The organism is Kitasatospora albolonga (assembly GCA_002082585.1).
In the GTDB taxonomy this organism is placed as follows: Bacteria; Actinomycetota; Actinomycetes; order Streptomycetales; family Streptomycetaceae; genus Streptomyces; species Streptomyces stephensoniae.
In genome coordinates this window covers 81,277-104,106 of the sequence record CP020563.1, presented here as the reverse complement: position 1 = coordinate 104,106, position 22,830 = coordinate 81,277, and the positions used below count along the sequence as shown (strand labels likewise).

25 protein-coding genes are annotated in these 22,830 nt (G+C 72.5%); 15 read left to right on the top strand and 10 right to left on the bottom strand.

Annotated features, from left to right (window positions below; all coding sequences use genetic code 11):
- Positions 1–50 precede the first annotated feature (50 nt).
- Positions 51–1,490, bottom strand: coding sequence for a phosphatase (locus tag B7C62_00470; protein ARF70889.1), 1,440 nt, complete (start codon positions 1,488–1,490; stop codon positions 51–53).
- Between the two features lie 344 nt (positions 1,491–1,834).
- Between B7C62_00470 and B7C62_00465 the strand changes: the two genes are divergently transcribed.
- Both B7C62_00465 and B7C62_00460 read left to right on the top strand, forming a co-directional pair.
- Positions 1,835–1,999 carry a 50S ribosomal protein L33 gene (locus B7C62_00465; protein ID ARF70888.1) on the top strand — a complete coding sequence of 55 codons (165 nt, stop codon included), beginning with the start codon at positions 1,835–1,837 and terminating at the stop codon, positions 1,997–1,999.
- A gap of 110 nt (positions 2,000–2,109) precedes the next feature.
- Positions 2,110–2,370 (top strand): 50S ribosomal protein L31, encoded by a 261-nt coding sequence (locus B7C62_00460; GenBank protein ID ARF70887.1) that lies wholly within the window; start codon positions 2,110–2,112, stop codon positions 2,368–2,370.
- Between the two features lie 139 nt (positions 2,371–2,509).
- Here the strand turns inward: B7C62_00460 and B7C62_00455 are convergent, their stop codons facing one another.
- Entirely contained in the window at positions 2,510–3,154 is a 645-nt protein-coding gene (locus B7C62_00455) for a DUF1275 family protein (protein ARF76912.1), read from the bottom strand.
- 218 nt (positions 3,155–3,372) lie between these two features.
- Positions 3,373–3,873: a hypothetical protein gene (locus B7C62_00450; protein ARF70886.1), complete on the bottom strand. Its 501-nt coding sequence runs from the start codon at positions 3,871–3,873 to the stop codon at positions 3,373–3,375.
- A 97-nt stretch (positions 3,874–3,970) separates the two neighbouring features.
- Here B7C62_00450 and B7C62_00445 point away from each other — a divergent pair, with 97 nt between their 5' ends.
- The 9 genes from B7C62_00445 to B7C62_00405 all read left to right on the top strand — a co-directional run bounded on the left by B7C62_00445 (position 3,971) and on the right by B7C62_00405 (position 10,423).
- Positions 3,971–4,771 (top strand): VanZ family protein, encoded by an 801-nt coding sequence (locus B7C62_00445; protein ID ARF70885.1) that lies wholly within the window; start codon positions 3,971–3,973, stop codon positions 4,769–4,771.
- 196 nt (positions 4,772–4,967) lie between these two features.
- Positions 4,968–5,762: a hypothetical protein gene (locus tag B7C62_00440; GenBank protein ARF70884.1), complete on the top strand. Its 795-nt coding sequence runs from the start codon at positions 4,968–4,970 to the stop codon at positions 5,760–5,762.
- Positions 5,763–5,850: 88 nt separating this feature from the next.
- Positions 5,851–6,555: a hypothetical protein gene (locus B7C62_00435; GenBank protein ARF70883.1), complete on the top strand. Its 705-nt coding sequence runs from the start codon at positions 5,851–5,853 to the stop codon at positions 6,553–6,555.
- A gap of 276 nt (positions 6,556–6,831) precedes the next feature.
- Positions 6,832–7,347: a chitin-binding protein gene (locus tag B7C62_00430; GenBank protein ID ARF70882.1), complete on the top strand. Its 516-nt coding sequence runs from the start codon at positions 6,832–6,834 to the stop codon at positions 7,345–7,347.
- 201 nt (positions 7,348–7,548) lie between these two features.
- On the top strand, positions 7,549–8,217 hold the full coding sequence (locus B7C62_00425; protein ARF70881.1) for a hypothetical protein: 669 nt from the start codon (positions 7,549–7,551) through the stop codon (positions 8,215–8,217).
- Between the two features lie 6 nt (positions 8,218–8,223).
- Entirely contained in the window at positions 8,224–8,457 is a 234-nt protein-coding gene (locus tag B7C62_00420) for a hypothetical protein (GenBank protein ARF70880.1), read from the top strand.
- Positions 8,458–8,601: 144 nt separating this feature from the next.
- Positions 8,602–9,111, top strand: coding sequence for a hypothetical protein (locus B7C62_00415; GenBank protein ID ARF70879.1), 510 nt, complete (start codon positions 8,602–8,604; stop codon positions 9,109–9,111).
- 112 nt (positions 9,112–9,223) lie between these two features.
- Positions 9,224–9,526 (top strand): hypothetical protein, encoded by a 303-nt coding sequence (locus B7C62_00410; protein ARF70878.1) that lies wholly within the window; start codon positions 9,224–9,226, stop codon positions 9,524–9,526.
- Positions 9,527–9,643: 117 nt separating this feature from the next.
- Positions 9,644–10,423, top strand: coding sequence for a signal peptidase I (locus tag B7C62_00405; protein ID ARF70877.1), 780 nt, complete (start codon positions 9,644–9,646; stop codon positions 10,421–10,423).
- 32 nt (positions 10,424–10,455) lie between these two features.
- Here B7C62_00405 and B7C62_00400 read toward each other — a convergent pair whose 3' ends face one another.
- The 5 genes from B7C62_00400 to B7C62_00380 form a co-directional block, all read right to left on the bottom strand.
- Positions 10,456–10,893, bottom strand: a complete 438-nt coding sequence (locus B7C62_00400; GenBank protein ARF70876.1) for a protein phosphatase — start codon at positions 10,891–10,893, stop codon at positions 10,456–10,458.
- 91 nt (positions 10,894–10,984) lie between these two features.
- The gene (locus B7C62_00395) at positions 10,985–12,991 is read right to left on the bottom strand and encodes a PTS lactose transporter subunit IIC (protein ID ARF70875.1); all 2,007 of its coding nucleotides are present in this window, start codon (positions 12,989–12,991) and stop codon (positions 10,985–10,987) included.
- An 82-nt stretch (positions 12,992–13,073) separates the two neighbouring features.
- Positions 13,074–14,021 carry a 1-phosphofructokinase gene (locus B7C62_00390; protein ID ARF70874.1) on the bottom strand — a complete coding sequence of 316 codons (948 nt, stop codon included), beginning with the start codon at positions 14,019–14,021 and terminating at the stop codon, positions 13,074–13,076.
- A complete protein-coding gene (locus tag B7C62_00385) occupies positions 14,018–14,779 on the bottom strand; it encodes a D-beta-D-heptose 1-phosphate adenosyltransferase (protein ID ARF70873.1) in 762 nt (253 codons plus the stop codon). The genes B7C62_00390 and B7C62_00385 overlap by 4 nt, the downstream gene beginning before the upstream one ends.
- Before the next feature lie 321 nt (positions 14,780–15,100).
- Complete coding sequence (locus B7C62_00380) at positions 15,101–15,349, bottom strand: hypothetical protein (GenBank protein ARF70872.1); 249 nt, start codon at positions 15,347–15,349, stop codon at positions 15,101–15,103.
- 189 nt (positions 15,350–15,538) lie between these two features.
- On the opposite strand from B7C62_00380, the gene B7C62_00375 reads away from it, so the two are divergent.
- On the top strand, positions 15,539–16,357 hold the full coding sequence (locus B7C62_00375) for a peptidase M4 (protein ARF70871.1): 819 nt from the start codon (positions 15,539–15,541) through the stop codon (positions 16,355–16,357).
- Positions 16,358–16,449: 92 nt separating this feature from the next.
- On the opposite strand, the gene B7C62_00370 is transcribed toward B7C62_00375, so the two are convergent.
- Entirely contained in the window at positions 16,450–16,941 is a 492-nt protein-coding gene (locus B7C62_00370; GenBank protein ID ARF70870.1) for a GNAT family N-acetyltransferase, read from the bottom strand.
- Positions 16,942–17,023: 82 nt separating this feature from the next.
- A complete protein-coding gene (locus B7C62_00365) occupies positions 17,024–19,057 on the bottom strand; it encodes a regulator (protein ARF70869.1) in 2,034 nt (677 codons plus the stop codon).
- A 243-nt stretch (positions 19,058–19,300) separates the two neighbouring features.
- Here B7C62_00365 and B7C62_00360 point away from each other — a divergent pair, with 243 nt between their 5' ends.
- From B7C62_00360 to B7C62_00350, 3 genes are all read left to right on the top strand, one after another.
- Complete coding sequence (locus B7C62_00360; protein ARF70868.1) at positions 19,301–19,501, top strand: hypothetical protein; 201 nt, start codon at positions 19,301–19,303, stop codon at positions 19,499–19,501.
- Positions 19,502–20,493: 992 nt separating this feature from the next.
- Positions 20,494–21,846, top strand: a complete 1,353-nt coding sequence (locus B7C62_00355; GenBank protein ARF70867.1) for a sugar ABC transporter substrate-binding protein — start codon at positions 20,494–20,496, stop codon at positions 21,844–21,846.
- 5 nt (positions 21,847–21,851) lie between these two features.
- Positions 21,852–22,820 (top strand): ABC transporter permease, encoded by a 969-nt coding sequence (locus B7C62_00350; protein ARF70866.1) that lies wholly within the window; start codon positions 21,852–21,854, stop codon positions 22,818–22,820.
- The last annotated feature ends 10 nt before the right edge of the window (positions 22,821–22,830 follow it).

Below are 22,830 nucleotides of genomic sequence, written 5' to 3'. Positions count from 1 at the left end.
TGACACTCCGACAGGTCCCGCGCCACACCGTCCTGCGCGCACGCGCTCCCTCACGCCCCGACCCGGGCCACCAGCACACACGCGTCGTCCAGCCGTTCGGCCCCGCCGAACTCCTCGACCACGCCCCGCACGCACTCCTGTGCCGTACGGGCCTGTGCGAACCGGGAGGCGAGAGCGAGCAGCGCCTCCGGGCCCGCACCCCGGTCGCCGCGCCGCGTCAGTCCGTCCGTGTGCAGCACCAGCACATCGCCGGGGAGAAGGCGCACGTCGTCCTGCTCATGGGCGAACCGGGCCCCGGCACCGAGCAGCACCCCGTCCGGGGACGGCAGCACCCGTCCCGTTCCCGCGCGGAAGAGCAGGGGCGCGGGGTGGCCCGCCTGAGCCCAGGTGAGGAGGCCGGTCGAGGGGTCGAAGAGCCCGCACAGGGCGCTGCCCGGGGCGGGCTGCGCCGACGTTTCCAGGAGGTGGTCGAGGTGGCCCAGCAGGGCGCCCGGCTCGATACCGGCGACGGCCATGCCGCGCAGCGCGCCGAGCACCATGGCCATGGCCGAGGCCGCGGGAATCCCCTGCCCGGCCAGATCGCCGACGGTCAGCAGGGTCCGGCCGTCCGGCAGCGCCATCGCGTCGTACCAGTCGCCGCCGACGCGGCCGCCCGACGCGGAAGGGAGGTAGTGGGCGGCGACGTCCAGGGCGCCCGAGGCGGGCCGCGGAAGGGGTGACGAACCGCGCCACGGCGGCAGAACGGCCTCCTGGAGCTCCACGGCCGTCCGGTGCTCCGTGCGCTCGACGGGCTCGTCGCGCTGCGCCGCGTCCGGGCCGTGCCTGGCGCTCTCCTCGCCGGTCTCCCGCAGGACGGCCCACATGGAGGCGGTGCAGCCCTCGGTGTCGAGGACCGGCTCGCCCGTCATACGGAGCCCGCGCACCCGGCCGTCGGGGAGCACGATACGGAACTCCCCGTCCATCGGCCGTCCGTCGACGAGGCAGCCGGTCACCATGGAGGTGAGCTGCGGCTGGTCCTCGGGCACGAGCACGGACGGCAGGTCGTCCAGGGAGAGCGGCGGCGAACCGGGCGGCCTGCCGAAGATCTCGTACAGCTCGTCGGACCAGCTGACCTCGTCGGTGATGAGGTTCCACTCGGCGCTGCCCGCCCGGCTCGCGGGCGCCCCGGCCGCCGGGCCGTCCTGGGCTCCGAGGCCGTCCTGGGCTCCGAGGCCGTCCCGGCCGGTGGCGCGCGGAGCCGGGAGCCCGGCCCTGAGCTGTCCGAGCCGCTCGTCGAGGCCGTCCAGGTGCTGGACGGCCAGATCGAACAGGGCGCGCTGCCGACGTGCCTGAGGGCCGTCCTCGCCGACCGCCGCCGCGCTCCGTCCGACGGCGACGGCATTGACGTCCTCGCGCAGCTGACGTGTGCGGTGGATCAGGCCGTCGAGCACAGCGGCATCGTGCGCGGAGGGCTGTGGTGCGGGGCGGTCCGCGAACAGATGGGACGGCATCTCGTACTCCGATACAGGCGCGGAACGGCCGGGTCTCAGGGGTGGACCGCTATCGACTGTCGCACAGGCCGCGGCGGCCCGTAAGGGATTTGGCAACACTCGATGCGTTGTTGCTTCTGGCATATGCCAGCGGCTGTGCGGCGTGCGGGATTCCCGAACTGACGTACGCATAAGGGCTGTTGGTCTGCCCCGGTGGTACGGGTGCCCCGGGGGTGGGCCCGGTCCGGGTGGGCCGGTCCGGCCCGGGAATGCCGACGGGGCGCGCCACGTTACCCTCACCAGAACGAAAACGAATCCCATTCCCATAACGGGGGCGGGGTCGTCGAACACCGCAGGAGGCGCCCATGGCACGCAGTGAGCTCAGGCCCGTCGTGACCCTCCGGTCCACCGCCGGAACGGGGCACGGCTATGTGACCCGCAAGAACCGCCGCAACACCCCGGACCGGCTGGAACTGCGCAAGTTCGACCCGGCGGCCGGGCGGCACGTCCTCTTCCGTGAGACGCGCTGACGTACGGCGTTCGGCGTACGAGTCCCCTGTACGCGACCGCCACAGCGACCGCCACCGGCACCATCACCGCCACCGGGCATCGATATCGGCGGTGAGGAAGGAACGCATCCATGAAGTCCCGTATCCACCCCGTCTCCCGCCCCGTGGTCTTCCGTGACCGCGTCGCGGACACCGCCTTCCTGACCCGCTCGACCGCCGACTCCGGCGAGCGCGTGACCTGGGAGGACGGCAACAGCTACCCCGTCATCGACGTGGAGACCTCGTCGGCGAGCCACCCGTTCTACACCGGGGGCCGTCGGGTGCTCGACACGGCCGGCCGTGTCGAGCGGTTCCGCCGCCGTTACGGCACCGGTGACGCGTCGCGCGGCTGACCGGCGCGGGCTGCGGCCGAAGCCGCCAAGGGGGCGGAATCGAGAATTCCGTGCCATGGGTCACATCCGTGGGGGCGGGTTCTCCGGAACGGCCCAAGATGGTTTATCGTTCATCTATACGCGGGTGTGATGCTCGCTATCAAGCCGCCCCGGCTGGATTCCCCCGATCCAGCCGGGGCTTCCCCGTTCCCCGGCCCCGGCGCGGCGCGGTTTCGAGGGCCAGCGCCCCCGCCGCCAGAACCACCGCGCCCAGCGCCGCCCCGGGGCTCCACCACCGCTCCGTCAGAGCCGCGACCGCCGCCCCGGCCACCACCGCCCCCAGCCGGCCCAGCGCCCAGGCGTCACCCGGCCCCAGCTCACCCGCCGCCGCGCGGCCGGCGAGTGAGGTGAGGGTCCCGGTGAAATAGTTCGTCGGCGTCACCCGGACGCGCCCCTGGACGCCCATCGCCAGCGATACGAGGGCCAGCAGCCCGAGCCGGTCACCGGACGACGCCACCAGGCCCAGCCCCCACAGCACCGCCGCCGCCCCGAGCAGGACGACCTCGGCCAGCAGCACCACCCCGAGCGGCAGCCCCAGCCGCCCCGTCATCACGGCACCGGCCGCCGCCCCGCAGACGTACGCCGCCAGGGCGGTGAGCACCCGCAGCGCCACACCGTCCTCCCCGGCTCCGGCGGCCGAGGCCCCCAGCAGGACCAGGTTCCCGGTCATCACCCCCGCGAAGACCTCCCCCACACAGAGGAAGGCGAACGCGTCCGCCGCCCCGGAAGCCGCCGACAGGAGCAGCAGCGCCCACGCGCCGCGCGGTGGGAGGACATCAGCCCCAGGCGCGGCGGACGAGGCGGAAGAGGAAGACGGGGTGGACGGGGAGGACGAGGGCGGGGGAGCGGAGTGCACGCGAGCATTCTCGGCAGGCCCGCGCCCCGGGACCGCGCTCGGCCGCCCGCATGGCGCGTCGCGTTCCGCCGCCCCGACCCCCGACCCTCACCTCCGCCCCCCCCGGCTCACATCGTCTCGCGCAGATCCTTCGCGTAGTGCTCGATGGCCGACCGGTACTCCTGGACATGCCGGTCGTCACTCGTCGACGCCACCAGCCGCAGCAGCAGTTGCATGGCCTCGTGGTGCTCGTCCGTGTTGAACAGGGCCATCGCCAGGAACGTCTTCAGCGCCCCGTCGTCCGGGAACTCCTCGACGCCCCGGCGCAGTGTCTCCACGGCCTGCCCGTACCGCCCCAGCACCCGGTACGTACTGCCGAGGCCCAGCAGCGCCCCCCGCCGGTCCTCCGCCCCGAGCCCCGTCCCCGCCACGCTGCGCTCGTAATACGCCACCGCCTCGGTCTCCAGGCCCAGGACGTCGTGGACCCAAGCGGTCCGGTAGGCCACCTCCGCGTCGTCGGGGAACCGGGCGGTCAGGGCGAGCAGCCGCTCGCGCGCCTCCCCGGCCCGCCCCTCCTCGCGCAGCCGGTCGGTCTCGGCCAGCAGGTCCTTCTTCTCGCGTGCGCTCATACGCCCATCGTCGCAGGCGCCACCGGACGGCCGGGCGATTTCGAGGACCGGACGACCGGCCGGGTGTTTTCCGCCCCGGCGCGGGCATCCGTCCGCCATGACTGCCGAGACGAAACCCCTAGCGCGACAGGGGACATGGGCGCGCGTGCTGCTGAGGGTGAGCGTTCTGACGGTGGTGCTGCTGGGGCTGGTGGTGTTCTCCTACTTCCTGGCCAAGGTGACACTCACGCCCTCACCGGCCTCCGCGGACATCGTCACGTCGAATCTCCAGCCGGGCCGGTCGCTGCGCCAGTACGCGGAGGACTACACCTTCCTCGCCGCGTGCAAGCAGGCGGGCGGAAACCTGCTGCTCGGCGTGCCCTTCGGGCTGCTCCTGCCGTTCCTCGTGCCGCGCCGTCTGCGGATGATCAGCATGACGCTGCTGACCGCCGCCGCCATGGTCCTCGTGGAACTGGTCCAGGGCGCCCTGGTCACGGGACGCGCCTTCGACATCGACGACGTCATCCTCAACACGTCGGGCGCCCTGCTCGGCTACTTCCTGCTGGGCCGCCGGATCAGCCACCACTACCACGCGTACCTGGGCAGGCCCCGGCCCGAGGCGGAGAAGCCCCGGCCGGAGCGGAAGGACGCGGACCCGAAGGCCGCCCCCGAACCTGCCATCGCCGGGCCGTCTGCCTCCGGTGCCAGGACGAAGGCCCGGGACACGGCCGACGTGAAGAAGCCGCCCAGGGCCGGTGCGAAGGAACCGTCCACCGCCGGGGCGAAGGCCGGTGCTACGAAGGCCGGTGGCGTCGGCTCGGCGAAGGCCACCGGTCCGGGCGGCGGGCGCGGCACCGCCGAGGACGGCACCCGGCCCGGCTCCCGCCGAGCCCTGCTGAACCGGCTCCGCAGGCGCTGACCGCAGGGGGCACCCCCCGACCGCTGGCGGAACTCCGGCCGTCAGCGGGGCAGGGGCCTGTGCGGGGGAGGGGGTTGGTCCGGGCCGGGGCACCCGTTCGGGCCGCGGCCGTTTGCGGGCCGCCCCGTCCTGCCGCAGCGTGGGGACACGTCCTGCGCGCGGATGCCGTACGGACCCCCTGCCGAGGAGGAGCGACATGGCCGACGGCCGATGGAGCCCGGGCCGCAAGGAGGCCGACGCCGACGAGTTCAGGCCCGTCCTCGACATCATCGAGCCGGGCCGTCAGCGCCGGCTGACGGTGCTGGTGCGGCTGCTGCTCCTGATCCCCCACTTCATCGTGCTGTTCTTCCTGCACATCGCGGCGTTCTTCACCGTGATCGCGGGCTGGTTCGCCGCCCTGGTGCTGGGCCGTCTGCCCGACCCCGTCTTCCGCTTCCTCGCCGGGTTCCTCGGCTACGACATGCGCGTGTCGGCGAGCGAGATGCTGCTGATCGACCGCTACCCGCCCTTCGCCCTGACCCCGCCCCCGGACTACCCGGTCCAGATCGACGTACGGCCCACCGGGCTCAACCGGCTCGCGGTGCTGTTCCGGATCTTCCTGATGATCCCGGCGGCGGTCGTGCAGAGCCTCGCGGTCTACGGCTGGTGGGCCCTGTCCTTCGTGTGGTGGCTGATCACCCTGGTCCTGGGCCGGATGCCGCGTCCCCTGTTCGAGGCGACGGCGGCCACCCTGCGCTACCGGATGAGGTTCTCCGCGTACGTCATGATGCTCACCCCGGCCTACCCCAAGGGCCTCTTCGGGGACGACGACCTCCCCGTACCGCGGGAGCACCCCCGCTCCGCCACCCGGCCGCTGGTCATGAGCAGTGCGGCGAAGTGGCTCGTGGTGCTGTTCCTGGTGCTCGGCCTCGCGGGGCACGTCACCACATCGGTGACCACCACCACGACCTCCGACAACGACGACACGGTCAGGGTCTCCGGCCGCCCCTGAAGGCCGCCCGTCTGCGCCCGCATACCTGAACCGGCCCATTTCGCAAGGGAGATGGGTTGAAAGTCCGGTGGCGGGTCACACGCAGTCCATGACGTCCAGCGACGCACCCACGGACTCCGCCCCGCAGGGCGGGAAGCAGCGCACGCCCCGCCGAGGCCGGGGGGTGCTGACGGTTCTCGGTATCTGCGCGGCGGTTCTGGCCCTGCTGTTCGCCGGTGGCAGGCTCAGCCTCCTGCCGGGCCTCGACAGCCTCTTCGGGGAGGAGACCCGCGACCGGTCCGGCCCGGCGGTGCTCAAGTCGATCCAGGACATGAGCGCGTACGAGGCGGCCTCGGGCAACTTCCAGGTCGTCGTCGACCTGGAGAAGGACGCGAGGTTCCTGCCCGACGCCGTACGCGGCACCCGGACCCTGTTCGTCGGCGCGGGCACGGTCGGCGCCTCCGTCGACCTGGGGAAGATCACCGAGAGCGAGGTCGTCGTCAACGAGGACCGTACGACCGCCGAGATCCGGCTGCCGCGCGCGGTGCTGGGCAAGCCCGCGCTGGACCCGGACCGCTCCTACACCGTCTCCAAGCAGCGCGGAATCCTCGACCGGCTTGGCGACTTCTTCTCCGACAACCCGAGCAGCGAGCAGGCGGTCAACCAGCTGGCCGTCCGGCACATCGGCGAGGCGGCGAAGGAGAGCGGGCTGACCGCCCGCGCGGAGAAGAACACCGCCGACATGCTGAAGGGTCTGCTCGGCTCCCTCGGCTTCGAACGGGTCACGGTCCGCTACGGCGACGACCAGGGGTGATGGCGTCCCGCCACGCGGCCCGGTGACCGTGCGTCACGGGGCGGGCCGGGCCGTCGCCCCTCCCGCCCCTCGCGCACCCCCCTTGACGCGTACGCGACGGAGAGTATGGTCCAGTCCAAGTGTAAGACCTTTCCGGCACCGGTCATCGGGCCTGTCCGGCAAGGGACTTGCGGCCCTTCGCGCCTCGTTGGCCCCACACTCGCGAGGCCGCGCCGCCGAAGCCGGGCCCCCCACGGCCCGCCACCGCGCGGTGCGGTCTCCTGTGAAGGAGAAAGCATGCACGCGAAAAGGAAGACCGCACTCGCCGTCGGTGCCGTCCTCGCCCCGGTCCTCGCCCTGAGCCTCCCGGCGAGCTCCGCCAGCGCCCACGGCTACATCTCCGATCCGCCCAGCAGGCAGGCACAGTGCGCCGCCGGAACGGTCAGCTGCGGATCGATCAGCTACGAACCCCAGAGCGTCGAGGGCCCCAAGGGGCTCAGCAGTTGCAGCGGCGGGAACAGCGGATTCGCCGAGCTCGACGACGACTCCAAGGGCTGGGCGGTCACCCCGGTGAACCGCTCGCAGCAGTTCGAGTGGCGGCTCACCGCCCGCCACGCGACCAGCACCTGGCAGTACTTCGTCGGCGGCGAGAAGATCGCCGAGTTCGACGACGGCGGCGCCCAGCCCGGCGCGACCGTTACCCATCAGGTCGACTTCGGCAGCAGGACGGGCGAGCAGAAGGTCCTCGCGGTCTGGAACATCGCGGACACCCCGAACGCCTTCTACGCCTGTATCGACGTCAACGTGAGCTGACCGCGGGCTCTCTTCCCCACCGCGCCCCGGCCGGGCCCGTGCTCCTCCCGGCCGGGGCGCGGTGCCGTTCCGTCCCGGCGGCCCGGAGAGGCGCGGTCCCGGCCCGGCCGGAAACCGGCATGGCGCAAAGGCTCCACGTAGTCGAGCGGTTACCCTTCGTCAGCTGTCTGATTGATCATCAGTGCTCGAGGGGATTCCTGAATGAACCGCATCCGTACCGTACTTGCCGCGCTCGGCATCACCGCCGGACTGATCACCGCACCCGCCGCGAGCGCCGCCCCGCAGCCCGCCGCCCCGGTGGCCGCCGAGCGGCACGCGCCCTGCACCGGCGAGTACCGCGGCGACGCCCGGCTCGGCCCGAAGTGGCTGCCGAACAACCGCCTGGCCCCGGTCGGCCCGCTCCTGAAGGGGTACCAGCGCACCGGCGACCTCTCCCCGCAGGCATTCCTCAAGAAGTACTGGGAGGGGCCCGCGGACACCGGAAGCTGGAAGTACCCGCCCAACGACGGCTTCGCCGAGGTCAACGGGGAGGTCGACAAGGAGCCCGCCAAGCTCCGCACCGGCCAGCGCCTGGACCGCTTCGGCTCGGAGTACGGCGGCTATCTGGCCCCGGCCGGTGACGCCTACGCCGAGCGTGCCCTGCCCCCGCAGAACCTCAACACCCGTGAGGCGGCGACCCCCTGCGACTACCGCGTCTACAAGGTGGCGAAGCCCTTCTGGGTCTGGCAGGGCAGCATCGCCCCGTGGTTCGAGCAGCCCGGCGGCGGCCGGCAGATCAAGCTCGACCCCGTCTTCCTGAACCCGGGCGAGGGTGAGCGGCTGAACGTGAAGTGGCTGCTGGACCACGGCTACCTCACCCCGGCTGCGTAACACCCCATGGACCGTCAGGCCCTGCACACCGCACTCGTGGACGCCCGCATCCCCGGCGGCTACTACCGGATCGAGGGCGTCCACGAGCCCGCCCCCACCCCGACCGACTTCCTCTTCCTGCGACGGGCGGCGGACGGCGGCTGGGAGACCGGCGCGTACGAACGCGGCCGGGACGAAGTCATGGCCCGCCACCCGGACGAGTCCGCCGCCTGCGCCCACCTGCTGCGGCTGCTCGTCTGACCCGCCTGCCCGGGGCCGCGCCTCGCCGGGCCCCCGGGCGGCCCGGCGAGATCCTGACCGACGCCTTGCGCGCCCCCGCGGACCATGAGTCGATCGTAAGCGGGGGTGTGCGGGGGCCTGGAAGCCGGGAGCGAAGGTGGACCGATGAACAGCGCAGGCATGCTCGCCGAGGCGTTCGGCCGGGTCGGGGAGGCGGTCCACGCGGCGGCCGAGGGGCTCCCGCCCGACGACCTCAACGCCCGGCCCGACGACGGGGCGAACTCGATCTCCTGGCTGGTCTGGCACCTCACCCGGGTCCAGGACGACCACATCGCCGACGCCGCCGGGACCGGCCAGGTCTGGCTGACCCAGGGCTGGGCCGACCGCTTCGGCCTCCCGTTCGACCAGGAGGCGACCGGATTCGGGCACAGCGCCGAAGAGGTCGCCGCCGTCCGCGTCGACTCCGCCGACCTGCTCCTCGGCTACTACGACGCCGTCCAGGAGCAGACCCTCGCCTTCGTCCACGGACTGGACGGCCGCGCCCTCGACCGGATCGTCGACGAGGCATGGTCGCCCCCGGTGACCCTGGGCGTCCGGCTGATCAGCGTCGTCGCCGAGGGCCTCCAGCACGCGGGTCAGGCCGCATATGTCCGCGGAGTACGGGAACGTCTGTAGTAAAGGGCGGCGGACGAACCGCTTCCGCACCCCGTGCACCCTCCCGACAGCGGTGCCATACTCGGAAGCAGTCCGCCGCAGAGACCTGTCATCGTCCGAAAGGCGACGCGTCATGAGCTGGGCATCGTGGACGACCAGCGGTGTCTTCGCGGGAACCGGCGGAGTCCGCACCGAAGAAGCAGGCATCCTGAGCGGAGACCTCACGGTGCACACGACGTGGTCCGAGGGCCAGGCGTCGGTGGCCGTGCAGTACAGCGGTTCGTCGGACTGGTTCACCCTCGCGGGCAGCCCTGTGCCGTGCGCATCCGAGGAGGAGAGCCGCGCCTTCCACCAGAGCGTGGTCGAGGCCGTACGCGCCGGAGCGGGAGCCACGGTCCCGCCGGAGGGCACCGCCCCCGCCGCACCCGCCTCCTAGAGTGTGTCCGCCCCCGGAGCCGCGACCCGCCGCATCCGCCGAGCCCCATAGAGTGACCCGACAAGATCCGTTCCCCACCGGGGCGGGTGTGCGGGACACGGGGCGAGGAGCGGTGTGATGGTGCGTGCGGGCGGACGCCGGGCGGGGACGAGGAAACACCGGCCGTTCTGGGTGGAGCTCCCGCTCCTCATCGGGATCGCCCTGGTCCTGGCCCTGCTCATCAAGACCTTTCTCGTCCAGGCGTTCTCCATCCCGTCGGACTCCATGCAGAACACCCTCCAGAAGGGTGACCGGGTCCTCGTCGACAAGCTGACCCCGTGGTTCGGCTCCGAACCGGAACGGGGCGAGGTGATCGTCTTCCACGACCCGGACGGCTGGCTCGACGACGTGGCCGTCGACCCGCCCAACACCGTGCAGAAGGTGCTCGGCTTCGTCGGCCTGATGCCGTCGGCCGAGCAGCGCGACCTCATCAAGCGGGTGATCGGCGTCGGCGGCGACACCGTGGAGTGCGCGGGCGACGGACCGGTCAAGGTCAACGGCAAGGCGCTGGACGAGCCCTATGTGTTCCCCGGCAACACCCCGTGCAGCAACGACCCCAAGGGCACCTTCAAGGTCACCGTCCCGCAGGGCCGGCTCTGGGTGATGGGCGACCACCGCCAGGCGTCGTCGGACTCCCGCTACCACACCGACGACCGCAACAACGGCATGGTCCCGGTGGACGAGGTCGTCGGCCGCGCCGTCGTCATCGCCTGGCCGGTCGGCCGCTGGAGCGACCTCCCCGTCCCCGACACCTTCTCCACGGTGGCCGGGGCGGCGCTCCTCCCGGGACCCGGACCGGCGGCCGTGGCCACCGCCGTCCCGGTCCTCCTCCTGCTGCGCCGCCGGGCGCCGAACTGACGGCGGCGGCCGGGAGGGCGGGGCGCTCCCCGCTACCCCGGCCGGCCGAACTTGCGTACGTAACGGCGCTGCCACGGTGTCTCCACGGCGCGCGGGTGGTAACCCCGCCGGACGAACGCCACCGCGTCCTCGGCGGGCACCCCGTCCAGCACGGCCAGACAGGCCAGCGCCGTCCCGGTCCGCCCGATCCCGCCGCCGCAGGCCACCTCGACCCGCTCGTCGGGGGCCCGCCGCCAGACCTCCTCCAGGAGCTCCCGGGCCTGCTGCGGGTCGGCCGGAAGCCGGAAGTCCGGCCACCGGAGCCAGCGCGACTCCCAGCCGGCCGGGGCGGGCGCGTGTCCCAGCAGATAGACGGCGAACTCCGGCTCCGGGCCGTCGGGAAGAGGCTTGCGGAGCCCCCGGCCCCGTATCAGACGCCCGGAGGGCAATGTCAGCACGGCCCGGTCGGCCGCGTCCCAGCTGTCGGTCATGCCCTCAATCTAGCGACCGGGACCGGGGCGGACACGGGGAACGGAGTACATGATCGGAAAAACACGCACCCCGTTTCCGTGAGCGCGCCGGTCAGGCGGTGACGCCGACCCGCGCACCGGCGGCCGTGGCCTCCCCGGCCGGGACCGCCGCCGTCCGGCGGGCCCCCTTGAGCAGCACGACCAGCGCGGTCGCCACCAGGGTGCCCGCGCCGATCGCCAGCAGATACAGGAACGGTTCACCGATCAGCGGTACGACGAAGACGCCGCCGTGCGGAGCGCGCAGCGTGCACCCGAAGGCCATCGACAGCGCACCCGTGACCGCACCGCCCGCCATCACCGACGGGATCACCCGCAGCGGATCGGCGGCGGCGAACGGGATCGCGCCCTCGGTGATGAACGAGGCGCCCAGCACCCAGGCCGCCCGGCCGTTCTCCCGCTCGGTCTTCGTGAACAGCTTCTTCCGTACGGCGGTGGCGAGGGCCAGCGCCAGCGGCGGCACCATCCCGGCCGCCATGACCGCCGCCATCACCTTGAGGCTGCCGTCGGTCGGATCGGTGAGACCGCCGACCGCGAAGGCGTACGCCACCTTGTTCAGCGGGCCGCCCATGTCGAAGCACATCATCAGCCCGAGGACGACTCCCAGGATGACCGCGTTGGAGCCCGACAGACCGTTCAGCCAGTCCGTCAGGGCGCTCTGGAGCGCGGCGATCGGCTTGCCGACGACGATGAACATCAGGAACCCGACGACCGCCGACGCGATCAGCGGGATCACCAGCACCGGCATGATCCCGCGCAGGGTGGGATGGACCGGGACCCGCTGGATGGCCATCACCACCGCACCGGCCAGCAGACCGGCGACCAGACCGCCGAGGAACCCCGCCTCCACGGTGAGCGCGATCGCCCCGCCGACGAAGCCGGGCACCAGCGCGGGACGGTCGGCCATCCCGTACGCGATGTACCCGGCGAGCACCGGCACCAGGAAGCCGAAGGCGGCGGAGCCGATCTGGTTGAGCAGCGCGGCCCAGCTGTCCGCCTGGCCCCACACGAAGTGGTCGGCCACCGACTTGGCGTCCGCGACCTCGTAGCCGCCGATGGCGAACGACAGGGCGATCAGCAGACCGCCCGCCGCGACGAACGGCACCATGTAGCTCACGCCGGACATCAGATACGTACGCAGCCGGACGCCGAAGTGCGCACGGTCCGCACCCGATCCGCCGTCCGCACCGCCCTCCGCCCCGTCCCCGCCCTCGCCCTGCGGTACGGCGGCGATCTCACCGCGCTCCGCCTTGCGGCGGGCTTCGGCGATCAGCTCGGCGGGCCGGTTGATGCCCGCCTTCACCCCGACGTCCACCAGCGGCTTGCCCCGGAAGCGGCCCTTCTCCCGCACCTCCACGTCATGCGCCCAGATGACCGCGTCGGCGGCGGCGATGACGGCCGGGTCCAGCTTGCTGAAGCCCGCCGACCCCTGGGTCTCCACCGTCACCTCGACGCCCTCGGCGCGGCCCGCCGCCGTGAGGGACTCGGCGGCCATGTAGGTGTGCGCGATGCCGGTGGGGCAGGAGGTGACGGCGACGATCCGGAAGGGCGCGGCGTCCTCGGCGGGGGCGGCCTCTTCGGCTGTCCGTATCGGCGTCGCGGCTTCGGGCTCCGGCGCCGGTTCCTCGCCCCGGATCAGCGCGGCGACCGTGCCCGGATCGTCCCCGGCGCGCAGGGCGGCGGTGAACTCCGGGTCCATCAGCCTGCGGGCCAGCCCCGACAGGATGGTCAGATGGTCGTCGTCCGCCCCGGCAGGCGCGGCGATGAGGAAGATCAGGTCGGCCGGGCCGTCGGCCGCGCCGAAGTCGATGCCCCGGGCGCTGCGCCCGAAGGCCAGCGTCGGGGCGCTCACATGCTCGCTCCGGCAGTGCGGGATACCGATCCCGCCGTCCAGACCCGTCGGCATCTGGGCCTCGCGGGCGGCGACATCGGCCAGGAAGCCGTCGAGGTCGGTGACGCGGTGCGCGGCCACCATCCGCTCGGCGAGCGACCTCGCGGCGGCGTCCTTCGTTGCGGCGGACAGATCGAGGTCGACCAGTTCCGCGGTGATCAGCTCGCTCATCGCGGTGCTCCTTGCTCAGAGGACCGCCCTGCGGCGGCTCGGGGGACGTGGGGCGGCGGGCTCGTGGGGGAGAGGGAGGCGCTCATGGGGCGGGTTCCGTCAGCGGGCGGTCCAGGGGGACTTCGGCGCTCGTCACGACCGCCGACAGATCCAGATCGGCCGGGGTGGGCATGATGCTTCCCGCCAGCCGCACCGCCGCCGCGCCATGGGCGACGGCCGATGCGAGCGCCTCGGGGCCCTGCCCGCCCGCCGTCAGGAAACCGGCCAGGGAGGCGTCCCCGGCGCCGACGTTGCTCCGTACGGTCGTGACCCGGGCCGTCGCGAAGTACGCGCCCGACGCCTCCACCAGCAGCTGCCCGTCGGCCCCCAGGCTCGCCAGCACCGCCCGGGCGCCGCGCTCGCGCAGCTCATCGGCCGCCTTCAGCGCGTCGCCCACCGTGGTGAGCGGGCGGCCGACGGCCCCGGCGAGCTCCTGGGCGTTGGGCTTGATCACGTCGGGGCGCTCCCGGAGCGCGGCGGTCAGCGCCGCACCGGAGGTGTCCAGCGCGATCCGCGCCCCGGCCCGGTGGCTCCGCGCGACCAGCTCCGCGTACCACCGGGGCGGCAGCCCGCGCGGCAGGCTTCCGCAGCAGGCGATCCAGTCGGCGGCGGCGGAGCGGGTCCGTACGGCCTCCAGGAGGTCCTCCGCCTCGGCGGCGCTGAGCTCGGGCCCGGCGGCGTTGACCTTGGTGAGGGTGGAGTCGGGTTCGACGAGGGTGACGTTGATCCGGGTGGAGCCGGTGACCGGCACCCCGGCGGCCTCGATGCCGTGCTCGCCGAGCAGCCGGGCGAGCAGCGCGCCCTCCGGTCCGCCCATGGGGGCGACGGCGACCGTGCGGTGGCCGGCCGCCGCGACCGCGCGGGAGACGTTGACGCCCTTGCCGCCGGGGTCGACGCGGTCCGCCGTGGCGCGCAGGACGGTGCCGCGCACCAGGCCCGGCAGCTCGTAGGTGCGGTCCAGGCTGGGGTTGGGGGTGACGGTGAGGATCATGCGCGTACCACTTCCGTGCCCCCGCTCTCGATGGCGCGGGCGTCGTCGGGACCGAGGCCCGTGTCGGTGATGAGGAGGTCCACATCGGTGAGGTCGCCGAAGCGGGCGAAGTGCCGCTGCCCGAACTTGCCCGAGTCGGCCAGCAGGACCACCCGGCGCGCGGCCTTCACCACCGCCCGTTTCACGGCGGCCTCGGCCAGGTCGGGCGTGGTGAGGCCGCTGTCGGGGGCGAAGCCGTTGGTGGCGAGGAAGACGACATCGGCGCTGATCTCGGCGTACGAGCCGAGCGCCCACGCGTCGACCGCCGCCCGCGTCCGGTGCCGGACCCGGCCGCCGACCAGGTGCAGGGCGATGCCCGGGTGGTCGGCCAGGCGGGCGGCCACCGGCAGCGCGTGCGTCACCACGGTCAGCGCCGCGTCGACGGGGAGGGCCGCGGCGAGCCGGGCCGTCGTCGTCCCGGCGTCGATGATCACGTTGCCGTCGGCGGGGAGCTCGGCGAGCGCGGCCCGCGCGATGCGGTCCTTCTCGTCGGCGGCCACGGCGTCGCGCTCGGCGAGGTCGGGCTCGAAGTCGAGCCGTCCGACCGGGATGGCCCCGCCGTGCACCCGGCGCAGCAGCCCCGCCCGGTCGAGCGCCTTGAGGTCGCGCCGGACGGTCTCGGCGGTCACCTGGAACTCCTCGGCCAGGGAAAGCACATCGACCCGGCCGCCCTCCTGGGCGAGGCGGAGGATCTCCTGCTGACGCTCCGGTGCGTACATGTGGTTTCGTATCCGTTTCATGCCCGGGTCTGTGGTTTCGCGCTCAGGTTACGACTGAGGTGCGGGAATGTAAACACAATCGGGCGAGAAGCGGGCATGAACGGGGGCGGTGACAGGCATACGTCAACGGGGCGGCGCGCGGCACGGCGGACGCGGCAGGGGCGGACGTCGGCGGCGTGCGCGCGGCGCGGACGTCAGCCGGATGCGCGGCAGGGCGTACGTCGGCGGGGCGCACCGTCCGTCGGTGCGCCCCGCCGGTCCGTCCGCCGCTCAGCGCCTCCCGGCGCTCAGCGCCTCCCGGCGCTCAGCGCCTCCCGGCGCTCAGCGCCTCCCGGCGACGCCCTCGCTCAGCGGCCGGACGAGAAGCGGGGTGCCGGGGATCTGATGTCCTCCGCTGGCGAGCATCCGCACCTCGCCCCGGTCGCTGATCTCGGCGCGGACGATCCCGGTCTCGTCCTCGTACACCGGAGACCCGCCCGCCCCGGTCCGGTCGGTGAGCCGGACGGCCACCACGTCGTCCTCGGCGCCGGACATCCGGAAGATGAGTTCGTAACGCTCCGTGTGCTGCATGACGGCCTCCCGGCGGGGCCATGACGACATCGGACCCTGCCTCCATTGTTTCCCACCCGGGCACGCATCGCCCGGGGAGCCGGGCGTGTCCACCGCGCGACGGCCAACGGGCGGAGGTGTTTTGTCGATCGGGTGACTCCGGTCGGTAGGACAACATGACTGGTCGCCGGGAGGGCTAGGCATGCGTACATGAGACTTGAGCCCCGACGAAACAACCGTCTTTCCCCACGCTCCCGCAACCTCAGGGCGACCGGCGCCGCCGCCTGCGCGGCGGCCGCGGCTCTGCTGCTGACGGCCTGTGGTCAGAGCTCGGACAGTGCGACGTCCGCGGCCACATCCGAGGCCGCCAAGGTCCTGCCGCAGCGGACGACGGCTTCCCCGTCCGCCACCGCGGACCTGACCGAGGCGCAGCAGGAACGCAAGAGGGTCCTGGACGCCACCGAGGTCACCTTCGACGACGCGGCCACGACGGCGGTCGGCGAAGTGGCCGGAGGCAAGCTCGTCGAACTGGACCTGGAGGGTGTGGACGACGACGACCGCGACGAGAGCCCCAGCCCCACCGGTACCAGCAGCCCCACCGGCAGCCCCAGCCCGACGGGGAGCCCCAGCCCGACCGGCACCGGCACCGGCTCGCCGAGCCCGAGCCCGGGCGGCGAGGGCCCCGTCTGGGTCGCGGAGGTCGCCGAGAAGGACGGCACGGTCCACACCGTGCGGATCAACGCGGTCGACGGCAAGGTGATCGAGGCCCGTGTCGACGCGGACCAGGACGACGAGGACAAGCGGCAGACGGCCGACTGGCTCGCCCAGGCCACGCAGACGCCCGAGCAGGCGGCCAAGGTCGCCACGGAGAAGAAGAAGGGGACCGTCACCTCCGTCAACCTGGAGGACAACGACGGCGACGGCGTGATCTGGTCGGTCGACGTGGTCGGCTCCGACTGGAAGAAGACCACGTTCGACGTGGACGCCAAGAACGACACCATCGTCCGTGAGGAGACGGACAACGACTGACCGTCTCCGCGGCATGGAGCCGAGGCGCGGGAAGGGGTACGCCGGACACCCGGCGTACCCCTTCTCCCTGTGCCGCCTGCTTCTTTGCGTACCTATGCCGTCCTGCTCAGGTCGAGGACGTACCGGCGCCCCGGGCGGTCGCCGAACATGACGTCCTCCACCGCCTCGAACCCGGTACGGGCCAGCACCGCGCGGGAGCCCGCGTTGTCGAGCGTCGTCTCCGCCCGCAGTGCGGTGAGCCCGTACTCCGTGACCGCCGTCGCGCAGATCTGCCGGACCGCCCAGGTCGCGAGCCCGCGCCCCGCCGCCTTCTCGGCGATCCGGTAGCCGAGCTCCGCCGACCCTCCCTCGACCCCCACGAGGTTGATCCGGCCCAGCACGGTCCCGTCGGCGTCCTCGATGAGGTGGAAGTGGTGCAGCCCGGCGTCCTGTTCGGCGAGCAGCTCGCCGTGGCGTGCGGCGAAGCCGGTGAAGTAGTCGTCGCCCCGGTCCGGCACGGAGGCCGAGAAGTAGGCGCGGTTCTCCCGCTCGAACGTCAGGAGAGCCGCGGCATGGTCGGGGCGGAGCCGGCTGATGATCGTCATACCGTCAGGCTAGTGCGGCCCGCCCGCCCTTACCGGTCCGCCGGGGGAGGGGCAGGGGGCGGGAGGGGGTGAACCGGACGGTCTACGAAGGGAGCCGCCGTTCCAGGGCGTGGGCCAGGCCGCGTTCCGCGTCGTCGGCCGAGGCCCGCCGGTAGGCCCGTTCGTACGCGGAGTCCCCGGCCGCCTGCCGGGCCTGGCGCTCCCACTGCTCCCGGATCGCCCCCAGCTCCGGGGTACCGCGGTGGGGGTGGCCGATGATCCGCCAGTACGTGTGGCCCGTGCCGGAGGTCCGGGCCGCGGCGACCCCGTCCCCCCGGGCGGCGATGGCACCGGCGAGCAGGTCGAGGCCGAGGGCGATACCGAGGCTGTCGTGGAGCTCGTGCTTGCTGGCGAGCATCGCGCGGGCGTGGCTCTCGGCGTGCCGGGGGCGGCCCTGCAACAGGTGGATCAGGGCGAGCTGGTGATCGGCGTAGGCCCGTGCCCAGTGCTCGCCGAACCGCAGGCTTATCCGCTGGAGCCGGGTGGCCTCCTCGTACGCCTCGTCCAGCCGGCCGAGCGCCGACAGTGAGAAGAGGCGTATCACCCGGCAGCGCATCTGGGAGGGCGCGTCGGCGGGGTCGCCCGGATGGAGGCGCAGGGCACGGTCGCTGACCAGGTGCGCGGTCTGCGGCCGGCCCATCATCAGATACGTGAAGCTCACGGAGTGCGCCGCCGAGAGCGCCGCCTCGGCGTCCTGGCCCAGGCGCGCCGCCTCCTCGCACTCCGCACCGACCCGGCGCGCCGCCTCGTGGTCCCCCTGGAGGGTCAGCGTGATGCCGAGGGCCCAGAGCGCGCGGGTGCGGTGCGGTCCGGCCGACAGCGGCAGGGCCAGCACCCGTTCCAGGTAGGTGCGGGCCTGGTGCAGATGGCCGCAGCAGCTCCAGAACAGACCGGCGCACCCGGCCATCTCCATCGCCCGCTCGGGGTCCTCCGTCAGCAGGTGCTCCAGGGCCGCGCAGAGGTCCGCGTGGGTGGAGGCGACCCTGTGGTACCACGCCACCTGCTGGGGGCCCAGCCAGCCCGTGTGCGCCCGCACGGCCGTCTGCGCGAAGTGCCGGGCGTGCCGGTCCGCGAAGAGCGCGTCCTCCGCCAGCTCGGCGAGCCACATCGCCCCGTACTCGCGCAGGGTGTCCAGCATCCGGTAGCCGTCACCTGCACGCCGGAGCACGGACTGGTCGGCGAGGCTCTCCAGCGCGGGGGCGATCTCCTCGGCGCCGAGGGGCCCGCCCGCGCACACCGCCTCGGCGTCGGCCGCCATGATGACGCCGCGGAAGACGGACAGCCGCGCCCACAGGAGGCGTTCGAGCGGGGCGCAGAGCTCGTGGCTCCAGCCGATCGTGGTGCGCAGGGCGCGGTGGCGGCGGGGCCAGAGCGTGTCGTCGCTGAGGGCGTCCAGCCGGGACGCGAGCCGCCCGGTGATCTCCTGCGCGCTGCTCTCGCGCAGCTGGGCGGAGGCCAGTTCGAGGGCGAGCGGTATCCCTTCGAGGCGGCGGCAGATCTCGGCCACGGCGGCCGTGTCGCCGGGGGAGTCGAGGCAGAGCCCCGGGACGACGGCGGCCGCCCGGTCGTGGAAGAGCCGGACGGCCTCGTCGCCGTCGTCACCCGCGCTCAGCGGGGGCACCTCCACGATGTGCTCGCCCTCCGCTCCCAGCGGCTGCCTGCTGGTGGCGAGGACGGTGAGCCCCGGCGCGGCGGAGAGCAGCTCGGCGACGAGCTGCCCGCAGGAGTCGACGATCCGCTCGCAGCAGTCGAGGACGAGCAGCAGACGGCGGTCGGAGAGCCATTCGCAGAGCGCGGCCACCGGTCGGCGCGGGCTGTGGTCGAGCAGCCCGACACCGTCGCAGACGGTGGTGGTGAGCAGCTGGTCGTCGTCCAGATGGGAGAGGTCGGCCCACCACACGCCGTCCGCGTACCGGTCCCGGGCCCGTTCGGCGGCGCGCAGGGCCAGCCGGCTCTTGCCCACCCCGCCGCTCCCGCTGAGAGTGACCAGCCGGTGATCCTGAAGTGCCCGTTCGATGCGGTCCAGTTCGTGGCCGCGGCCGACGAAACTGGTCGTCACCACGGGGAGGTTGCCCATCACGGGGGACATCCTGCCTCGCCGGGTCCCATCGCCTCTGTTCATAGCGAAAAGCAGTCAAAAACGGCCGACAATATCTCCTGTCCGATCAGAAATTGCCCCAAGAGGAAGCGGGTGTCGGTCGTCCGGGCGGGGACGGGGCGTTGTCAGACCCCTGCGTTACGTTTCCGGCATGACGAACTTCGTACGTACGACAGGTGCCCGGCCCGCCCGCGCTCTCCCGGATGCCGCCGGAGCCGGGCGATGACCACGCAGAGCTCGCCGGAGCCCGCCCCGTCCGGGGCGCCGACGGAGCATCCGGAGATCACCTACGTCGGATGCGCCCGCTGCGGCACCCAGATCGCCGGGCTCGACGGGCGCTACGCCTGTTCGGGCTGCGGCTGGGTGAACGAGTGGACCGAGGGGCACCGGCCCCTGCCCACCGCCGGGCGCGCACACGCCTGACACCCCGCCGCGCCCGTCCGGTGACCGATCTCTCACCGGACCTCACCGGCAGCCGCCCGCTCGCCGTTCCAGCAGGTACGGGGGTGTCTCGGTCCCCGGTGGGAATCGCGGCGCCTGCTGCCCACCACGTACACTCGCCCCCGCCTCCGCCGACCGGCGGCGGCTTCCGACCCAGACCCGACCGGGGAAAACACGCATGAATTCCGCAGACAGCACCGACGCGCCGATCTACGCCGGACTCGTGGAGGAACAGGGGGACGTGCCCGCCGAGGTGCGCCGCGTGGCCGAGGAGGTCCTGCGCGACGCGGACCGGGCGATCGACTTCGGCGGCGTGAGCTCGCCCGCCGCCTTCCGCTAGAGAGAGCCGACCGCCCGACGATGGCCGGCCTGTCCATCACGGGGCGATAAACGTCGTGCAACTATTGCCATATTCTTGCGTATCCGAGGCGACGGCTTACTGAAGAAGCGTCGCCCGCAGGAGTGGGTGGGGCCGCGGGTCGGCCGAGTGCCCCCGAGGGTGCCGGTGCCACCGCGGCCACCCGGCGGCAGGCCGTGAAAAGCCCGTCCTGCGCCGGTGAGCAGCTCGCACGTCTGTGCGGAGAGCGCTCCCAATGGGCCGGGTGCAGATCAGGTTCGTAGCGTCGGATCGGGACCGGCCGCGTGTGTTCCCGCCGCTGCCCCGATCGCCGCAGGCTCCACGGCACTCCTTCCCCTCCCGGTTTTCCTCGGTGCCCCGCGCCCTGTCATGGCTGCCGCCGCTTGCGGCCGTTGCGGCGTCGGCGTGCCCCGTCGTGGCCGCGTCCACCCCTCCCCGTGCGGCCCCTCGTCCGCGCTTCTGCGGGCGCCTGCTGCACGCGACAGACCATTTCTGTCAATGATTTACGAAATCAGCGCGACATCTTGCGGGCATTCGTCGGTGGTGGTTGAGTGTGCTCCGCGCCACAGCTCCTGGCTGTGGGCTTCCCGCACTCCTGCCCTAGAGGGGTCCACCGATGAGAAGTCCTGTTCTCCGTCGTACCTGTGCCACCGCCGTCGCCACCGCCCTGGCCGTCACCGGTCTGGCCGCCTGCAACTCCGAGGGCGGGAGCGCGGCGGACGGCAAGACGCGCATCACCGTCAACTGCTGGCCCCAGCCGAGTGCGAAGATCGACCACCAGCGGTTCGACGAGGACGTCAAGACGTTCGAGAAGCAGAACCCGGACATCGACGTCGTCGCGCATGACGCCTTCCCGTGTCAGGACCCCAAGACGTTCGACGCGAAGCTCGCGGGCGGTCAGATGGAGGACGTCTTCTACACGTACTTCACCGACACCGAACGCGTCGTCTCCATCAACCAGGCCGCCGACATCACCGAGTACGTCAAGGACCTCAAGGCGTACAAGGACATAGCCCAGCCCCTGCGCGACGCCTACACGGTCGACGGCAAGATCTACGGCGTCCCCCGCACCAACTACTCCATGGGCCTGCTCTACAGCAAGGCCCTCTTCACCAAGGCCGGTCTCGACCCGGCCAGGCCCCCGGCCACCTGGCCCGAGGTCCAGGCCGCCGCCAAGAAGATCGCGGCCCTCGGTGACGGCACTGTTGGCTTCGCCGAGTACAGCGCCCAGAACCAGGGCGGCTGGCACTTCACCGCGCACATCTACTCCCAGGGCGGCTCGGTCGTCAGCGAGGACGGCAAGAAGGCCACCGTCGACACCCCCGAGGGCAAGGCGGTCCTCCAGAACCTCAAGGACATGCGCTGGCGCGACAACTCCATGGGCAGCAAGCAGCTCCTCATCATCAACGACACCCTCCAGATGATGGGCTCCGGCAAGCTCGGCATGTACCTCGCCGCCCCCGACAACGTCCCGCGCATCGTCAAGGAGGCCGGCGGGAAGTACGAGGACCTCGCGTTCGCCCCGATGCCCGGCGGCAAGGGCACCCTCATGGGCGGCGACGGCTACATGTTCAACAAGAAGGCCACCCCCGACCAGATCAGGGCCGGGCTCAAGTGGCTGGAGTGGACCTTCCTCACCCCCGGCCAGGGCTTCATGAACAACTACGCCCGCGCCGCCGCCGACAAGTCCCCGGTCGGCCTGCCCGAGCCCCGCCTCTTCACCGGCGCCACCGACGCCAGGGACCAGGAGCTGAAGAAGGCGTCCGCCAACGTGCCGGTGGAGAACTACCAGGCGTTCATCGACGGCGGCCAGCAGCTCGACATGAAGCTGGAGCCCAAGCACGGCCAGCAGATCTACGCCGTCCTCGACGGCGCCGTCTCCGCCGTCCTCACCAAGAAGGACGCCGACATCGACCGGCTCCTCAAGGACGCCCAGGCCAAGATCGACGGAATCCTGACCCGGGGCTGAACGCCATGAAGACCACGTCCCGCCCCGCTCCACCCGCGGTGACGCGGCCCTCCGGCGCGACGCCCCCCACCCGGGGCGCCCGCCCGGCGGGCCGCGGGCCCCACGGCCCGCTGCGCCGGAAGATCGCCGACCAGGCCACCGCCTACGCGTTCCTGGCCGGCGGTCTCCTCTGCTTCATCCTCTTCTCCTGGTACCCGGCCGTCCGGTCCGTGATCATCGCGTTCCAGAAGTACACGCCCGGCTCCGACCCCCAGTGGGTGGGCACCGCCAACTTCACCCGGGTCTTCCAGGACCCGGAGTTCACGGCGGCCTGGCGCAACACGCTCACCTTCACCGTGCTCGCCCTGGTCATCGGCTTCGCCGTCCCGTTCGTCATGGCCCTGGTCCTCAACGAACTCCGGCACGCCAAGGCGTTCTTCCGGGTCGTCGTCTACCTGCCGGTGATGATCCCCCCGGTGGTCAGCGCCCTGCTGTGGAAGTGGTTCTACGATCCCGGCGCGGGCCTCGCCAACGAGGTCCTCGGGTTCCTCCACCTGCCGACGTCGAACTGGACCAACGGCGCCGACACTGCCCTGGTCTCCCTGGTCATCGTCGCCACCTGGGCCAACATGGGCGGCACCGTCCTCATCTACCTCGCCGCGCTCCAGGGCATCCCCGGCGAGCTGTACGAAGCGGCCGAACTGGACGGCGCATCCCTCCTGCAGCGCATCCGGCACGTCACGATCCCGCAGACCCGCTTCATCATCCTGATGCTGATGCTCCTCCAGATCATCGCGACGATGCAGGTGTTCACCGAACCCTTCGTCATCACCGGAGGCGGCCCGGAGAACTCCACCGTCACCGTGCTCTACCTGATCTACAAGTACGCCTTCCTCTACAACGACTTCGGCGGCGCGTCCGCCCTCAGCGTGCTGCTCCTGCTGGTGCTCAGTGCCTTCTCCGCCCTGTATCTGCGACTCACCCGCACCGACTGAGAGGAGCGGC

What these genes read in the sequence shown, in the direction of transcription:
- B7C62_00355 (ARF70867.1), top strand. Translation starts at nt 20,494, where the DNA reads ATGAGAAGTCCTGTTCTCCGTCGTACCTGTGCCACCGCCGTCGCCACC.
- B7C62_00375 (ARF70871.1), top strand. Translation starts at nt 15,539, where the DNA reads ATGAGACTTGAGCCCCGACGAAACAACCGTCTTTCCCCACGCTCCCGC.
- B7C62_00410 (ARF70878.1), top strand. Translation starts at nt 9,224, where the DNA reads ATGAGCTGGGCATCGTGGACGACCAGCGGTGTCTTCGCGGGAACCGGC.
- B7C62_00365 (ARF70869.1), bottom strand. Translation starts at nt 19,057, where the DNA reads ATGGGCAACCTCCCCGTGGTGACGACCAGTTTCGTCGGCCGCGGCCAC.
- B7C62_00425 (ARF70881.1), top strand. Translation starts at nt 7,549, where the DNA reads ATGAACCGCATCCGTACCGTACTTGCCGCGCTCGGCATCACCGCCGGA.
- B7C62_00390 (ARF70874.1), bottom strand. Translation starts at nt 14,021, where the DNA reads ATGATCCTCACCGTCACCCCCAACCCCAGCCTGGACCGCACCTACGAG.
- B7C62_00445 (ARF70885.1), top strand. Translation starts at nt 3,971, where the DNA reads ATGACTGCCGAGACGAAACCCCTAGCGCGACAGGGGACATGGGCGCGC.
- B7C62_00440 (ARF70884.1), top strand. Translation starts at nt 4,968, where the DNA reads ATGGCCGACGGCCGATGGAGCCCGGGCCGCAAGGAGGCCGACGCCGAC.
- B7C62_00450 (ARF70886.1), bottom strand. Translation starts at nt 3,873, where the DNA reads ATGAGCGCACGCGAGAAGAAGGACCTGCTGGCCGAGACCGACCGGCTG.
- B7C62_00385 (ARF70873.1), bottom strand. Translation starts at nt 14,779, where the DNA reads ATGTACGCACCGGAGCGTCAGCAGGAGATCCTCCGCCTCGCCCAGGAG.
- B7C62_00360 (ARF70868.1), top strand. Translation starts at nt 19,301, where the DNA reads ATGACCACGCAGAGCTCGCCGGAGCCCGCCCCGTCCGGGGCGCCGACG.
- B7C62_00400 (ARF70876.1), bottom strand. Translation starts at nt 10,893, where the DNA reads ATGACCGACAGCTGGGACGCGGCCGACCGGGCCGTGCTGACATTGCCC.
- B7C62_00350 (ARF70866.1), top strand. Translation starts at nt 21,852, where the DNA reads ATGAAGACCACGTCCCGCCCCGCTCCACCCGCGGTGACGCGGCCCTCC.
- B7C62_00430 (ARF70882.1), top strand. Translation starts at nt 6,832, where the DNA reads ATGCACGCGAAAAGGAAGACCGCACTCGCCGTCGGTGCCGTCCTCGCC.
- B7C62_00465 (ARF70888.1), top strand. Translation starts at nt 1,835, where the DNA reads ATGGCACGCAGTGAGCTCAGGCCCGTCGTGACCCTCCGGTCCACCGCC.
- B7C62_00460 (ARF70887.1), top strand. Translation starts at nt 2,110, where the DNA reads ATGAAGTCCCGTATCCACCCCGTCTCCCGCCCCGTGGTCTTCCGTGAC.
- B7C62_00435 (ARF70883.1), top strand. Translation starts at nt 5,851, where the DNA reads ATGACGTCCAGCGACGCACCCACGGACTCCGCCCCGCAGGGCGGGAAG.
- B7C62_00415 (ARF70879.1), top strand. Translation starts at nt 8,602, where the DNA reads ATGAACAGCGCAGGCATGCTCGCCGAGGCGTTCGGCCGGGTCGGGGAG.
- B7C62_00420 (ARF70880.1), top strand. Translation starts at nt 8,224, where the DNA reads ATGGACCGTCAGGCCCTGCACACCGCACTCGTGGACGCCCGCATCCCC.
- B7C62_00380 (ARF70872.1), bottom strand. Translation starts at nt 15,349, where the DNA reads ATGCAGCACACGGAGCGTTACGAACTCATCTTCCGGATGTCCGGCGCC.
- B7C62_00370 (ARF70870.1), bottom strand. Translation starts at nt 16,941, where the DNA reads ATGACGATCATCAGCCGGCTCCGCCCCGACCATGCCGCGGCTCTCCTG.
- B7C62_00405 (ARF70877.1), top strand. Translation starts at nt 9,644, where the DNA reads ATGGTGCGTGCGGGCGGACGCCGGGCGGGGACGAGGAAACACCGGCCG.
- B7C62_00470 (ARF70889.1), bottom strand. Translation starts at nt 1,490, where the DNA reads ATGCCGTCCCATCTGTTCGCGGACCGCCCCGCACCACAGCCCTCCGCG.
- B7C62_00395 (ARF70875.1), bottom strand. Translation starts at nt 12,991, where the DNA reads ATGAGCGAGCTGATCACCGCGGAACTGGTCGACCTCGATCTGTCCGCC.